The 15772-nt window shown below is 54.9% G+C and carries 12 protein-coding genes; all 12 read right to left on the bottom strand.

Annotated features, from left to right (window positions below; genetic code table 11):
- Positions 1–9: 9 nt before the first annotated feature.
- Positions 10–1872 carry an ABC transporter ATP-binding protein gene (locus tag NIM72_RS19780; RefSeq protein WP_253421693.1) on the bottom strand — a complete coding sequence of 621 codons (1863 nt, stop codon included), beginning with the start codon at positions 1870–1872 and terminating at the stop codon, positions 10–12.
- 15 nt (positions 1873–1887) lie between these two features.
- The gene (dgcA, locus tag NIM72_RS19775; protein WP_253421690.1) at positions 1888–2853 is read right to left on the bottom strand and encodes an N-acetyl-D-Glu racemase DgcA; all 966 of its coding nucleotides are present in this window, start codon (positions 2851–2853) and stop codon (positions 1888–1890) included.
- Position 2854: 1 nt separating this feature from the next.
- Positions 2855–3862 (bottom strand): N-acetyltransferase DgcN, encoded by a 1008-nt coding sequence (gene dgcN, locus NIM72_RS19770; protein ID WP_253421687.1) that lies wholly within the window; start codon positions 3860–3862, stop codon positions 2855–2857.
- A gap of 268 nt (positions 3863–4130) precedes the next feature.
- The gene (locus NIM72_RS19765; RefSeq protein ID WP_253421684.1) at positions 4131–4712 is read right to left on the bottom strand and encodes a hypothetical protein; all 582 of its coding nucleotides are present in this window, start codon (positions 4710–4712) and stop codon (positions 4131–4133) included.
- Positions 4712–5674, bottom strand: coding sequence for a hypothetical protein (locus NIM72_RS19760; protein WP_253421681.1), 963 nt, complete (start codon positions 5672–5674; stop codon positions 4712–4714). Before NIM72_RS19760 ends, NIM72_RS19765 begins: the two co-directional genes overlap by 1 nt.
- 395 nt (positions 5675–6069) lie before the next feature.
- The gene (locus NIM72_RS19755; RefSeq protein WP_253421678.1) at positions 6070–6330 is read right to left on the bottom strand and encodes a hypothetical protein; all 261 of its coding nucleotides are present in this window, start codon (positions 6328–6330) and stop codon (positions 6070–6072) included.
- A 102-nt stretch (positions 6331–6432) separates the two neighbouring features.
- Positions 6433–7524, bottom strand: a complete 1092-nt coding sequence (tri1, locus tag NIM72_RS19750) for an ADP-ribosylarginine hydrolase Tri1 (protein WP_253421675.1) — start codon at positions 7522–7524, stop codon at positions 6433–6435.
- Complete coding sequence (locus tag NIM72_RS19745) at positions 7521–8858, bottom strand: PAAR domain-containing protein (protein ID WP_253421673.1); 1338 nt, start codon at positions 8856–8858, stop codon at positions 7521–7523. The genes tri1 and NIM72_RS19745 overlap by 4 nt, the downstream gene beginning before the upstream one ends.
- 3 nt (positions 8859–8861) lie before the next feature.
- The gene (locus NIM72_RS19740; RefSeq protein ID WP_253421670.1) at positions 8862–9656 is read right to left on the bottom strand and encodes a DcrB-related protein; all 795 of its coding nucleotides are present in this window, start codon (positions 9654–9656) and stop codon (positions 8862–8864) included.
- Between the two features lie 2 nt (positions 9657–9658).
- Positions 9659–11608, bottom strand: a complete 1950-nt coding sequence (locus tag NIM72_RS19735) for a type VI secretion system Vgr family protein (RefSeq protein WP_253421667.1) — start codon at positions 11606–11608, stop codon at positions 9659–9661.
- A 16-nt stretch (positions 11609–11624) separates the two neighbouring features.
- Entirely contained in the window at positions 11625–13127 is a 1503-nt protein-coding gene (locus tag NIM72_RS19730) for a serine/threonine-protein kinase (RefSeq protein ID WP_253421664.1), read from the bottom strand.
- A 27-nt stretch (positions 13128–13154) separates the two neighbouring features.
- The gene (gene tssH / locus NIM72_RS19725; RefSeq protein ID WP_253421661.1) at positions 13155–15764 is read right to left on the bottom strand and encodes a type VI secretion system ATPase TssH; all 2610 of its coding nucleotides are present in this window, start codon (positions 15762–15764) and stop codon (positions 13155–13157) included.
- Between the last annotated feature and the right edge of the window lie 8 nt (positions 15765–15772).

Here is a 15772-nt window from a genome sequence, read left to right as displayed (position 1 = left end):
TGAGGATAATTACAATGCAATGCCGTCAGCGACCCAGTGCTGGGGCGCAACCTGGCGATAACGGGTTTTCGTGACCGTTTCGCCCACCTTACGTAACGGCGAAGGAATTTCGCTGTCATCGAAAAGACGGGGCTGACGGTTCTCGGGATCGGCGACCGGCACGGAGGCCAGCAGACGTTGGGTATAGGGGTGTTGCGGCTGATTAAATACCGACTGACGCGGTCCAAGCTCCACAATCTGGCCGAGGTACATCACCGCGACGCGATTCGCAATACGCTCCACCACCGCCATGTCGTGAGAGATGAAGATCCATGCCACGCCCGTCTGCTGCTGCAGGTCCATCATCAGATTCACCACCTGCGCCTGAATCGACACATCCAGAGCTGATACCGCTTCATCCGCAATAATCACTTTCGGTTTCAGCGCCATGGCGCGGGCAATGGCAATACGCTGACGCTGACCGCCAGAAAATTCGTGCGGATAACGACGCGCGTGCTCCGGCAGGAGACCGACGCTCTTGAGCAGCGCATCGATCTGTGGGGAAGCCTGTTCAAGCGAAGAGACCATGCCATGTAGCAGCAACGGCTCTGCAATGGTGAACCCTACTGTCAGGCGGGGATTCAGTGAGGCATAAGGATCCTGAAATACCATCTGGATTTCACGGCGCAGCGGCTGAAACTCTGCCTCTTTCAGGTCAGAGATCTCTTTTCCCTCAAAGTGAATGCTTTCAGCGTCACTGTTGATGAGGCGCATCAGTGCCCGTCCGGTGGTCGATTTGCCACAGCCGCTTTCACCCACGATAGCCAGGGTTTCACCCGGCCACAGCGTGAAATCAATCTGCTCCACCGCATGCACATGATGCGTCAGGCCCGATAAGATGCCGCTGCGAATCGGGTAATAGACTTTCAGCCCGCGCACATCCAGCAGCGGCGACTCATCATAGCGAGCAGTTTGCTGTTCGCTTTGCACAGCATCCCGCGCACCAGGCAGAGGAAAGCGGTGCGGCCATGCGTGTTCCCGCATATCACCGAGTCTGGGTACGGCCGCCAGTAACGCTTTGGTATAAGCGTGCTGCGGGGCGGCGAAAATCTCAGACACGGTTCCCTGCTCAACGACTTCGCCACGCAGCATGACCACCACGCGATCGGCGATTTCCGCGACCACGCCCATATCATGGGTAATAAACAGCACCGCCATCTGTTTCTCACGTTGCAGCTCTCGCAGAATATGGAGAATGCGCGCCTGGACGGTGACATCCAGCGCAGTGGTAGGCTCGTCGGCAATCAGGAGCTGCGGATCACAGGCCAGCGCCTGCGCAATCATCACACGCTGCCGCATGCCGCCTGACAGCGAGTGCGGATAGCTTTTCATCACGCGATCCACATCCGCGATACGTACCTGTCGCAGCAGTTCACGCGCACGCGAATGGGCCTGTTTTCTGTCGCACAGATGATGATCGCGTAATGCCTCGGTGAGTTGATCGTCAATGCGCAAGACCGGATTCAGCGAGGTCATTGGCTCCTGAAAGATCATCGCCATTTCACGGCCACGCAGTGTGCGGCGCTGTGCATCGTTAAGGGTTTCTAACGCGTGCAGGTTTCCGCTGCGATCGCGAAACTGGATGCTGCCGCGATCGACACGTCCATTGCTGGACAGCAGGCCCATCACCGCCAGCGATGTAACCGATTTACCGGAGCCGCTTTCACCCACCACGGCGACAATTTCACCCGGATTAATGGCAAAACTGATGCCTTTGAGTGCCTGATTCTCACCGCTGCGTCCATGGAATGAGACGCTGAGATCCTCAATCGCCAGCACGGGAGATGGCGAGGCCGCGCGGGTAACAGGAGAAGTACGTTGTGTGTCCGTCATCGTCGCCTCGCAGAGTTATAGCCAGATCCGGCCTTCGGAATAGCTCAGGAAAGGAGAACTGTCGGCGGCAAGCCAGATGGGGCCGTCCAGATCGACGAACTCTGCATTTACCGCGACGGGCAATGCAGCTTCCATCGCCAGAGACGAGCCCAGCATGCAACCGACCATGATGCGCATATTGAGCGTCCGGGCTTCTTCCACCATCGCCAGCGCTTCGGTCAAGCCACCGCACTTGTCCAGTTTGATGTTGATCATCTCGTAGCGGTCGCGTAATCCGGCAATATCCGCCCGCGTATGGCAACTCTCATCGGCACAGACCGGTATGGGATGTTTAAAACGTTGCAGGTCATGATCCTGCCCCGCGGGAAGGGGTTGCTCCACCATCGCGATGTTGAAGGTTTTCAGTGCCACCAGCAGGCTTTCCAGTTCCAGCCCCGACCAGGCTTCGTTGGCATCGATAATGAGCGTGGCGTGCGGTGCCGCCGCGCGGATCGCCGCCACCTTTTCCAGAATCTCACTGCGGTCGAGCTTAATTTTGAGCAGGATGGCTCCACGTGAGACGGCATCTGCCGCCGCGATAGCCATGTTCTTCTCCGAATCAAGGCTAAGGGTTTCTGCGGTAACGATTGAAGCTGGCTGAGAGCACGTGCTCTTTTGCCACAGCGTCTCATGAGCGCGTGCGGCATCAAGTCGCCATAGCGCACAGTCCAGCACGTTGCGCGCCGAACCGGCGGGTAAGTGGTTTTGCAGATCGTGACGGCTCAGGCCCGCCTCCACGTCAGTGCGTACGGCTTCGAGCAGGGCCTGAACGCTGTCGGGCGTCTCATCGTAGCGGGCCGTCGGGGTACATTCGCCCTGCCCGATGAATCCGTTTTGTTCCAGCGTGACCCGGATGACCGTCACGGCAGTACGGGTACCGCGTGCGATTGCAAAGGGTCGCGCCAGCGGCAGCTCCACCACCTCAATCTGCAACTGTCTCATTTCAGCCACGCTCCTGAAGCAGTGCAGCGATCTCATCAATACCAAAACGCACAGGATCCGTAGCCGGTAAGCCGAACTCAGCGCGGACTTCGGCGCAATAAGCGAGCGCCTCTTCTTCACTGTAATTTGAGGTGTTGATAGCAAAGCCCGCCAGTTGAACCGACTCACTGGTCACCTGCGCGGCACGCAGATTGGCTTCAACGCATTCCTTCAGGCTGACCATCGGCTGGTGGGGCAGATGACGCATATGGGGGCGTCCCATTTCATGGCACATCACCAGCCAGTGCGGTTGCGCACCGTGCATCAGCCCCATACTCACGCCCGCATAAGAGGGATGGAACAGTGAGCCCTGACCTTCGACGATATCCCAGTGGTCCGCGTCATTCTCCGGTGACAGCGCTTCTGCTGCACCGGCAATAAAATCCGCGATGACCGCATCCACAGCAATACCCTCCCCTGCGACCAGAATGCCGGTCTGCCCCGTGGCGCGAAAATCAGCCTTCATGCCGCGCGCATGCATCGCCGCTTCCAGCGCCAGTGAGGTATACATCTTGCCCACTGAGCAGTCCGTGCCTACGGTCAGGATGCGCTTACCTGTGCGCTTCTTGCCGCTGCCAACATTAAGCGCCGGACGCATATGACGCAGGTCAAACAGCTCAACACCCGAAGCCTGCGCAAGCGCGACCAGTTCCGGCTCATCCACCAGCCGATGGTGCAGACCACTGGCAACGTTCATGCCTGCCTGGATGGCACTTTTGATGGTTTCCAGCCAGTGCGCTGGCAGATAGCCGCCGGCATTGGCCGTGCCCAGCACCAGGGTTTTCGCACCGCGCGCTCTGGCACCGGGAATATCTAGTTCATCCAGACCCAGACTGACCGTGCAGCCCGGCAGTTTAATTTCGCCAACGCACTGTTCCGGCCGCCAGATATGAATACCGCGCGCCGTTTTTGCCGCGAGGGGATCGGTTACATCGCCAAGAAAAAGTAAATAGGGTTGTGGGATTAGCATGTTGTCTCTCGTTTCAGCCAAAAGATCAGGTTCTGAAACCACTATTTCATGCGTTCTGAAAGGTGACGAATGCTTGTTTAGCAGGAGGGTATAACGGCAGGTTATAGCCAGAGGTAATAGTGATGATGGGTGGGTTTTTCAGGGGGTTGGAACAAGGAATGAAGTAAATGGAGGGGTGGGTCATAGGAAAAAGATTGTGTTGAGAGAAAAACAGAAGAGAGTCGCGGAATGGGTATTCCGCGATAACCGCACTAAAGACCATTACGGGTTACTTCATGCGACGCTGCCGGGCGACACTGGCGAGGCGTTGTGTCCGGCAGTAAATGGCAAACAGGATGAAAGCCTGCCCATTCATTAACCAGCGAGCACCCACCAAAGCCGCGAGTGCCAGAAGTAGCCACAGACCCGAGTGGCTACCCGTAACAACGCTGTAGATCAGGAGTAAAACAGTCGATATCAGCAACATCGCCCAGAGGTAAGCCAGCCCCTCCACACCGGATGTATGGCCTCGCGCAAGCAGATAACTGGCAGTGAGAATCGCGCCAAGAACGACGATTGAGGGAACAAAAAAACTCAACGCGTGTATCTGTGGCGTAAGCGGAGGTAAAACGTGCAGAAACGTCAGCAAGTTAAATGCAAATGCGACCAGTAACAGCATCAGCACTAGTGCAACCGGGAAGCCGTTTTGCCGGGGAAGCGACTCAGAAGGCTGTTTAAAATACCGTTCAAGCTCTGTGGTGGAACGGGCAACAATGGAATCATCCTGCCGTGCGATGACCTGATCTATTTCGCGACCCTGTTGCAGCAGTTCAGTGAGATTACGCCCAATAAGCCATGATAAAAATTGCATTAAAATACCGCCAGTGACTGGATTGTTCCTACTACATAACGCCCGGTGCGCGGCACGTTACCCGGAGCAGCAATAATACCACTGACAGCACTGCCAGCCACAGCAGCTGCACTCGTGACGACCTGCGCGAGTTGCTTAACAAGTTCTTTTTGCACCGGCTCTACAGGGAAACGCTTTGGATAAAGTCCTGCACGGATGGCGGCTTTAAGCTCTTTATTACTAATACCAGGGTTTTGTGCCTTAATGATTAATTCGGTAAGGCGAGCCCGATCCTGCCTTGGATAGTTCCTGAGCCACTCCGTTGCTTTTAAAGAAGAGACTGATTTCATCGCTCGCCATGTTGCCAAGGCTTCTTTTAACGCTCCGCCCACGCTGGCTAGTGAAATAAGGTCAAGCGACGTTGAAGTGGCAACGTACCAATCCTGAGAGTCGAGCCACGCTACGTTTTGACCACCGTTTTCGACGAGATCATAAACCCGGTAAATACCATTGACACATTGCACACCTGTTGCGGCAGCGCCAGCATAACCAATAGCAACAAGCACGCCGCTACTGCCAGCCGTTATAGGCGTTGCTGAAGCGCCGATAACCGCCACGCCAGCAGTGATAATCATTGCACCACAGGAAAGCACGGTCGAGGCAATCTCCGTTCCCATTGAGGTTGCGCTTACTGCTTCACTAAGTGACTTGCCCGTATCAGACGCTGTGGCTTGCTGAGGCGTTTTGGTCACAATAAGATGTGTGACGATACCACTTTGGCCATTAGGATGACGCTGACCAGGTCGAACGAGAAAACGCTGTGCGCCATCTGCATAGATGATGCCAGCCTGATAAAACTCTCGAGTGCAATCCATTGCTGCACCCAGCGCTTTGAAATCAAAATCTGGTGCCCCATAACCGGTCATTCTCGCGATGTCATAACCCGGTAAGTTATTTTCGGGATTCATTCCTGGCAGGTTCATTTTATCTCCTTATAAGGTCAAAATGGTAAAAGAGAGTTTTTAGAAATTGAAAGTTGAAATGGAAAAAACATATTTAGGCTTTTTGTCAGCACAACCCGGTAATGCAGCATTACTTCTTTTACCAAAGTAACCAAACATTCCTAGAAGTGCTGTTCGATCTCTTTTTTGATAAAGGCAGCGTAAAGGGAAAGGCATAGCCCACATCAACATTCATAGCCTGATTGCCTTCTTAATTTAATTCGCCAGCTAAAAACCGTAATAAATCAATATAGATCCAAGAGAAAGAATGACTTTTGAAAAAATGAACAGCCTTGGTGCCTGCTTTAACAATTAATTCACTAAAAAATCTATCCTCCCTGGAGGAAAAATCATTCTTTTAGTTTATTTATTATAAATTATTTCACGACCTTAATATTTTTAACCTCTCTATCAGAGAACCTGGTCCAATCATTACGAACAGACTCGGCTAAACTTATTAAATAGTCAAAATCATCTTTGTGAAGAAGATCATTTTCATCTAATATAAATATTTTGCTAACATCAAAATGTGAGTTTGGATAAAAATTTGGAATAAGAACGCCTATAAACCATTCACTACCCGAGCGCAGTAAATTAAAGTCACCCTGGCGTGACTCAACAACTTTAGCTTCAATCATAAATCGCTCCTATTCTTAAGCCATAGACTTGATAGTCTATCCCTTTATCTAAATTTTTCATTCACAAAAAAAATCCCATACTGCAGATATGGGATTTTTTCATTAATCTTTTTCTTCAGGCGCCATATGAAACAGTTTATCTGCCATTGAAAGAATTCTGTCTTTTTGTACTATTTTATCAATCCATTCCTTAGGGATGCCTGATAAACCATACAATGCACCCGCTAGCTGACCTGCCGTCGCCGCTACACTATCAGCATCATCAGCAAGATTTGCCGCCAGCAAAATGGCATCTTTGAAATTGTCTGTATGCCAGACGGCCCATAATGCTGCTTCCAGGGTGTCGATAACGTAACCGGAGGAGCGGATTTGATCACGATGCTTTTCTTTATATTCACCGGCATTAATAAGCAGGACACGTAGTGATGTGGCCATGAGATGAGGCGCAAAACTTTCGCTCTTATTGTAACCGTTTAAAAGATAATGAAGTATTACATTAAAAAAACGACAACAATTAATTGACTCTGGAGCATAATGTGTAGCTTTACTCTGCAACGCGGCATCACGCCAACCATCAACAAAAGATTTTCTTCTAAAAATAGCAGTCGGAGCATGGCGAATTAATGCAGCATTACCAGCTGTTTCAGGAGAAGTATTCCCCATCCAGGAGGGCCCGTGCTGTTCAAATTGCTCAAGCGCAAAGCGCGTTGTGTTACCTATATCAAAGCAGACGCCATTTGAACTATTTGTCCCATTTTTATACCAGCTAAGCAGTTTTTTACGAAATAATGTGATGTCACATTTATTACTTTCAATATATGTTTCAGCGAGACACAGCGCCATTGAGGTGTCATCAGTCCACTCGCCGGGTTTGAGACCGAAAGGTCCCATTCCAACCATATCATCAACGTGAGCTTTATCTCTTGGCATAAATTCCAGAGTCGTGCCAACAGCATCTCCAACCGCCAAGCCCATTAAAGCGCCCTGACATTTATCTAATGCTCGCTCATTATTGATTTTTTGAGGGAGCGATTTCATCCATTCTGGTTTAACTCCATCATCAGGATGGCTTTTCAAGGGTTTAGGATCAAAAGACATTCTATTCATTAACTGCCGCGAAGGTTGAGGCGTTAAATGAGCATAACGTTTCGCATAGACAAAAATTTCAAACTCGTCAGCTCTTAGATCAATCATAAAACCTCCTTATAATGCAATTGCGTGTTCACACCATCATCAACCCTATTAATAACTTCAAATTTGGTGCCGGGTGGGTATAAAACCTCTGCCTCATTAGGATACTCTGACAAGAATGAAATGTCCCTACCCGATGTACCATCAACTTTGATTAGTACGTTGCCACCAAAAGGTTCACCCGAAGAGGTGCTCATAAATGCCCCATCTGAAACTAAGCGACCCGGTTGATTATTTGCAAGAACGTCTTCAGGAAGTGAGCTTATCCCGCGGAAGGTGGTTCCTTTATAAGCAGGGAGTTTAAGGAGGCCATCTCTGGCATGAGATGCAAAGGCCTCTAACTCAGGAGTTAAAGGAGTTTGACCTCTTAATGCTGGATTTAACGCAGTATAACCCTCATTCGTGGTATATCCATATATTGCACCTATCTGGTCATCGCTTAAAAGACCAGCTAATTCTGGTTCATGGAGCAATGCTCTTTCACGTCCTGCTGTAATCCATCCATCCGCCTGGGCCTTTCCAACAGCCTCAGACAAAGGCATTTTCGGAACAATAGGCTCAGCTACAACTTCAGGTACAATCTCAACGTTCTCGCCGGTTTTGACAGCACGCCAGGCATCAAACTTCATGCCCCCTTTGCCACCCAATGCCCCACCGACAAAACTGCCCACCAGCATAGACCATTTTTGTTCGTCAGAGCCTTCCCCGAACAGTCTGCCACCTACCCAATTGCCGGCGTAACCGCCGCCCATCGCGCCTGCTAACCCTAGCAGCGCAATAGCCGGAGAAGCCAGCACCGCGACGGCAGCAGTCCCTACCCCCATCATCAACCAGTTCACCCAGCCGGGGATTTCGGGATTGATGTCGTCAGTCTGAAGTTTACCTCCGCCAATAAACACATTTGCGGAACCACCAGATATCTCCGCACTGCAGGTCAAACGGTCTCCGATACGGGCGGCAGGAAAGTTATTAATAAAAACCTTATCGGAACCTTCAGCTACCCGTTGCGATGAGCCGCTGTGCTCATCGCAGTCGCCTTTGGATAAATGTGCCCGTATCGCTGCTCTGCTGTTAGTGAAAACATTCGGCGATCCGGATAACAGTTTGCCAGTGTTATGCCGCGGAGCCCAAGACATGCTTCCAAGTACTTCTCCCACCCCTCCAGCCGCACACGCACCGGCTGCTGCTGCTGAAACCACAACCAGAGCCGCTCCACCGGTAACGACAACGGCTGCTGCACCTAATATTGCACCGCCAATGAGACCGGCGATCATCCAGCCTTTGGAAGCCGTATGCGCTATTTCGTCCTGCTCTCTGGCAGCATTGAATTCAGCCATAATTTATACATCCTTATGTCTCTGAAGAAACGCAAGGATTTGTTGTTCGCTGGCGAGATCTGCGGGTCCTTTAAATGCTTTTGCCATACCAAGAAAATCTCTTAAAGATGAGCTTTTCCTATGCGGTGATGTCCATAATGCATAGCGTAACGGCTCTTCATTATTTAAGGCGGCGATATGTAATGGGCTTCCCGCTGAGTCAAAGAACAAATAGCTACCATTCAATGCTCTTTTTAAATCAACATTCTGATAAAGTAATGTCACCGTTTCATGTGCCGTGAGCACTTTAGTATCGTTATCCAAAGAAAAGAAAATTCCCGATGCATCAGCTGCTATCGGCACAGGCTCATGATCAGAATCGAAAGAATTAAATTTAACACTGTTAATAATCTCATGATATTGCTTAGTATAATAATCATTAAAACGCCCTGGGCATGTTCCAATATAGCAAACAATCTTTTTACCCCCCGCCTCATCATCTAGTAAAACAATGGATTGTTTTTGCCAGATCTCAATACCGTCATTTTCAAAATGATAAAAAAGCTCAACTGCGGGTAGATTATCTATCTCGATCAGTTGTGATGTTACATTTACGAAAGCGGGAACAGTGACACTCATCTCATCAATAATTCTCGCAGCCACTTTTTGCACAGTATCGTCATTTACAGCAGATGCGCGAGACACCACAAAGGTAAATTCGCTCGCATTATTTTCGCTGAGCGTAAACAGATTCATTGTCCGGTCTTTAAACATATCGGGCAATTCAATTGACGCTTCCTGGAGAGTATAGGTGGCCATTTTTATCCTTTATTATCTTTTGTTGATGATGAGAAGTAGCTTTCAATTTCAGTTTTTATTTTATCTTTATGTCCGCTACCCGGTGCAATTGTTGCAGCACTTCCTCCTTCAGGATTTAAATGTAACTCCCCACCCTTAGTATTAATCTCACCATTATTATCGACGGTAAGATTAAAATTTTTGCCAATGAAATTAATTGCGCCGTCTTTAGTTAACTCTATTGCGCTTAGGCCACACTCAATCCGTAAAGTATCTCCGGCTGCAATTGTGTAAGAAGCAAAAGCCTGTTCAGTACGGTTGCCGGTTGTCAGCGTCTTGCTGTTTCCCTGAGTCCCGAGAGTATGATCGCCCTCTACCCGAGTCTCGTTATTGGCACCTACCGAAACTGTCCGATTGTTCAGAACACTGTGTGACTCATCATTTTTAACATGTGTATCCATGTTCTTCTGCGCCTGAATCCACAGGTGTTCCTCACCCGCCTTATCCTCAAACCTCAGCGCGTTCGCGGTGTCCGCCGTGCCATCCTTCGACCGGCTCAAAAAACCCATCTGCGTCGCTGCCGCGGGCAGCGCCCACGGCGGCATACTCGCCTCGTTGTAGACGCGGCCGATGATCAGCGGACGGTCCGGGTCGCCGTTAATAAAGTCCACCACCACTTCATCGTTAACACGCGGGATCTGCACCCCGCCGAACCCCTGACCGGCCCAGGCGCTGGAGACGCGCACCCAGCAGGAGCTGGTGTCGTCGCCCTTCGCCAGCCGGTCCCAGTGAAACTTCACCTTTACCCGGCCGTAGCGGTCGGTCCAGATCGATTCGCCTTTGGGTCCCACCACCTTCGCCGTCTGCGGGCCGTGCGTTTTCGGCCACGGCGTTTCCGGCGGCGTGCGGTAGGTCACCGACGACGGCAGCACCGTGAAGTGGATGTTGTGACGGCTGTCGCCGGTGTCGCCGCTGGCGTAGGCGTTCTCGGCAAAGTCATAGGTCGCCGAGGTCACCAGGTACTCGCCGTTGTCGCTGAAGTGCGGCGCGTTGATGATCGAGAAGGTAAAGCCCGGCGCGATGCCGGTGGCCGTGCCCGACCCGCTGACGCTGTGGTGCTCGGCCTGCCACACCTCCTGACGGATGCGCGCGTAGGACTCGCCGTGGCTGTGGTCCACAAAGTGCCCCGGCCAGTCGTAAACGTCCACCGAGCCCGGCACCGGCGACGCCGGGTTCTGGCGGGCCTGCAGCATCCACGCGTTCGGCTTGCGGAAGTCGTAGTCGTCGGTGCTGTAGATGCCCGGCGTCACGCTCTCCGCCAGCGACCACTGGCTGATGCCCTCTTCCGTGACGACACCACCCGACGGGGTGACGTGATAGGCAATGGTCTCATAGCCCGGAAACGCCTGATGCTGATCCGGCGCGTCGCACAGCACCAGCGTATGTTTGTCCGCCTCGTGGCGGAAGAAGTAGTAAATCCCCTCCAGCTCCATCAGGCGGCTGATAAAGTCCAGGCTGCTCTCCTGATACTGCACGCAGTACTCCCACACCCGGTAGTTACCCGCCAGGCGTGTCTCGACGTTGACCGCGTACTCCTTCAGCAGCGTCTGCACAATCTGCGGCACCGTCTGGCTCTGGAAGATGCGCAGGTTGCGGTCGCGCTTCATCGGCCACAGGTCCGGCTCGACCGTCAGCTCATAGACCGCGTAGCGGGTGCCGCTCAGCTCCTGGCTGCGCACCGCCACCCGGGTGATTTTGCCGTTGAGGTAGCGCGGACTGAGCGCGCTCATCAGGCCATCGGTCGGCAGCGTAAAGGTCACCGGCTTGCCCAGCAGGGCGTGACGGTCGATGCGCGCGTCGGTGGCCAGCAGCTCGGCGGTGAGCACAAACGGACGGGACAGCGTCTCGGTGCCCGTGAGCGTATGGAACAGCAGGCCGTCCGCCGGCAGCTGTGCAGTAATGCGTGAGAACATAAGTAATCCCTGACTATTAACTGTGTGGATCGAGCAACCAGACGCCTTCTTCGCTGATGGTCAGCGTCTGCTGGCGGGTGCCACTCTGGCCGCTGATGGCAAAGGTGTAGTTACCCGGTGCCAGCTGCAGCGTGGCGAAGCCATTCACCGCCGGGACCAGCGCCTGCGGCTGACCGTTCACCTGAACGCGTTCACCCTGCTGCAGACGGATATAGACCTGAGCGACCGGCGCGGGTGGCGGTGCCGGTTGAGGATCGGGTTCACGTGCGGCGGTCTGCGCAGGCTCAGCAGTCTGAGCCGGCGCGCTGGCAACGGTATCCGGCGGGGCCTCAGCCTGCGTCGGTGGCGCAGCCACCGGCTGATTAACCGGCGCGACGCTGGCGGCAGGTGCGCTGTTTTGCGCGTTCTCAGCCTGCGCCGTCTGGTCATCACCACGCGACATCAGCAGACCGGCACACAGGCCGACCAGCACGCCCGCGGCCACCAGGCCCGGTAGCGCAAAGCGGTGTCCCAGCAGCGTTTTCAACGGCGAGGCGGGCGGGATGATCGCCTCCTCTTCAATCGGCACCAGCATGGTGCCCGGCCCGCTCATTTTTGCGCTGAGCAGCGGTTCAGGCTCGCGTTCCGGCAGCGCCATCAGCACCGCAAAATCATCAATGCTCTGCGGACGATCTTCCGGTTTCAGCGCCAGCGCGCGATCGACAGCGCTAAGCAGCGCGGTGGAGTAGCCCGCCAGACGACGCTGCACCAGCGGCTGGTAGTTATCTTCGATGCTGCGCACTACGCTCACCGGCGGTGGCGCACCGGTAATCAGCGTATGCAGCACCGCGCCCAGCGCGTAGATATCAGTCCATGCGCCCTGCTCGCTCTCATCGTTATCGCTGTACTGCTCAATCGGCGCATAGCCGGGACGCAGCATGGTCTCGCTCTCATCCGACAGGTTGCCGATGGTTTTACGGGCCGACCCGAAGTCCAGCAGGATCGGCTCGCCGCTACTCTGGATCTGGATGTTATCCAGCGAGATATCGCGATGCAGATAGCCCGCTTCATGGATGGTTTTAATCGCCCCCAGCAGCGGCGGCAGCATGCGACGGATCCACGCCTCATTCACCGACTGCGGATGACGTTCGCGGAAGTTCGAGAGCGTGGTGCCGCTGTAGAACACCGTGCCCATATACGCGGTGTCGTTCTGCACCCAGAAACGCAGCACGTGCAGCAGGTTCGGATGGTTAAAGCGCGCCAGCAGCCGCGCCTCCTGGATAAAGCTGTTCAGTCCGGCGTGAAAGGTTTTGCTGAAGCGCTCACTGCGCAGCACCAGATTGAGGTCATCGCTGCGCACCGCCAGCGAAGCGGGCATAAACTCTTTGATGGCGATATCGCGCTCAAGCTGGTGATCCCAGGCGCGATAGACGATGCCAAAGCCGCCACCGCCGATGACCTCTTTGATTTCAAACTCATTGAAGCGGTAACCCAGCGGCAGGGCGTTGGGGACATTCAGGGGTTGATCATGTTCCGACATATTCGAAAACTCTCTGATGACTGGGCTTTAAACAGCGAACTGGCAGACAAATTCGCCCTGCTCACAACGCACCTCAACGCGGCGATAGCGTTCATCGCGGGCATGGGCGCTCAGCAGTATCTGGCTCATCTGCGGCAACAGCGTGTTGGTAAGGATGGCATCGACCATGCGACCGCCCGACTCGACTTCGGTGCAACGCTGGACGATCTGGCTCACTACCGACTCTTCGATCTGCGCCTCAATGCCGTGGTTGTCGGCCAGACGACGCACAATGCGCGCCAGCTGCAGTCGCACAATCTCCGCCAGCATTTCATCGCTGAGCGGGTAATACGGCACCACCAGCAGACGGCCCAGCAGCGCAGGCGGGAACACCTCCAGCAGCGGCTTACGCAGCGCGGTGCTCAGGGCATCGGGATCAGGCATCAGCTCAGGATCGGCGCACATCGCGCTGATTAACTGCGTACCGACGTTTGAGGTCAGAATGATGATGGTGTTGCGGAAATCGATGTGGCGGCCTTCGCCATCCTCCATCCAGCCTTTGTCAAACACCTGGAAGAACAGCTCATGCACATCCGGATGGGCTTTCTCAATCTCATCCAGCAGCACCACGCTATAGGGACGACGGCGAACGGCTTCGGTCAGCACGCCACCTTCGCCGTAGCCGACGTAGCCCGGCGGTGCGCCTTTCAGCGTCGAGACGGTGTGCGCCTCCTGAAACTCGCTCATGTTGATGGTGATGATGTTCTGCTCGCCGCCATACAGTGACTCGGCCAGCGCCAGCGCGGTCTCAGTTTTGCCGACGCCGGAAGGCCCGCACAGCATAAAGACGCCCGCCGGTTTGTTGGGGTTATCGAGACGAGCGCGCGTGGTGCGAACCCGTTTCGCGATCAGCTCCAGGCCGTGACGCTGGCCGATAACGCGCTGGTTCAGAGTGTCAGCCAGGTTCAGCACGGCGTCGATCTCATTCTTCACCATCCGGCCCAGCGGAATACCGGTCCAGTCAGAGACCACGGCGGCGACCACGCCCGCATCGACGGCGGCAAAGAGCAGCGGCGTGTCGCCCTGCAGCGCAGTGAGTTGCTGCTGCGTTGCATCACGCTGTTCACGCAGCGCCGCATCCTCTTCGGTCACACAGCGGGCGCGCAGCGCAATCAGCGTCTCGACCAGTTCGCGCTCCTGCAGCCAGCGCTGTTGCAGCGCATCGCGTTCGGCTTCCAGCCCCGTTCGCTCTGCGGTAATCGCCTGCTGTCGGGTCACATCGCCCAGACCCACCCGGATTTCGCGGTCAATGATCTCCGCTTCAATCTCCAGCGCCGCCAGACGGTGCAGGCAATCTTCCAGCGCCGCAGGCTGCGCGCCCTGGCTGACCGCCACGCGGGCGCAGGCGGTATCCAGCAGCGCCACGGCTTTGTCCGGCAACTGGCGCGCCGGAATATAGCGATGCGACAGTTTCACCGCCGCACTGACCGCATCATCCAGCAGCAGCACGCGATGGTGTTTCTCCAGCGCGCTGACGGTGCTGCGCAGCATCAGAATCGCTTTGGCTTCATCCGGCTCCTGCACCTGCACGGTCTGGAAGCGACGGGTCAGCGCCGGATCTTTCTCGATGTACTTTTTGTATTCGGCCCAGGTGGTCGCGCCGATGGTGCGCAGCTGGCCGCGCGCCAGCGCCGGTTTCAGCAGGTTGGCGGCATCGCCTGTGCCCTGCTGACCACCTGCGCCGACCAGGGTGTGGATCTCATCCACAAACAGCACAATCGGCGTCGGGCTGGACTGCACCTCATTGATCAGCGCCTGCAGTCGCGCTTCAAACTCCCCTTTCATCCCGGCACCCGCCTGCAGCAGGCCGATATCCAGCAGCCAGAGCTGCACATCGCGCAGCGGCGCAGGGACATCGCCCGCCGCGATACGAAGCGCAAGGCCCTCGACCACCGCGGTTTTGCCGACGCCCGCTTCACCGGTCAGCAGCGGGTTGTTCTGGCGACGACGCATCAGGATATCGACCATCTGGCGGATCTCATCGTCACGCCCGGTCACTGGATCGATGCGGCCTTCACGCGCGCGCGCAGTGAGGTCCTGCCCGTACTGCTCCAGCGTGCTGCTACCGGCCGCAGGGGGTGCGCCAGCGGCATCCGCCGGTGCGCTCATCGCCTGCTGGGCTTCTTTGCTGTTGCTAAGCAGCGTGTCGAACTCCGCCAGCAGCGCATCGGCGTTGACGCGGCTGAACTGGCCGGAGATGCCCTTCAGCACGCTGGCCAGGTTGAAGGTTTTCAGCATGCCGATCAGCAGATGGCCGCCGCGAATGCGGGTCGCACCATATTTGAGCGAGGCGTAAACCCACGCCCGCTCGACGGCGCTGTCGATATGCTCAGAGAGGTCGGAGACCGCACTGGCACCGCGCGGCAGGCGATCCAGCGCGGCAACGATGTCCTGAGTCAGGGCCTTTTCATCCAGTGAAAAATGTGTGATGACCTGCTGTAAGTCGCCATCCTGCTGCTGCATCAGCTGATGCAGCCAGTGCACCAGCTCGACATAGGGATTGCCGCGCAGTTTGCAAAAGGCGGTGGCGCTTTCCAGCGAGGTAAATAACAGCGTATCCAGTTTGCCGAATAGCACGGCACGGCTGATTTCTGACATAGGGGGCT

The sequence above is a fragment of the Pantoea sp. B550 genome (assembly GCF_024158165.1).
In the GTDB taxonomy this organism is placed as follows: Bacteria; Pseudomonadota; Gammaproteobacteria; order Enterobacterales; family Enterobacteriaceae; genus Pantoea; species Pantoea alfalfae.
Note: the sequence above shows the minus strand (reverse complement) of the source record. Positions and strands in the feature narration are given on the sequence as shown.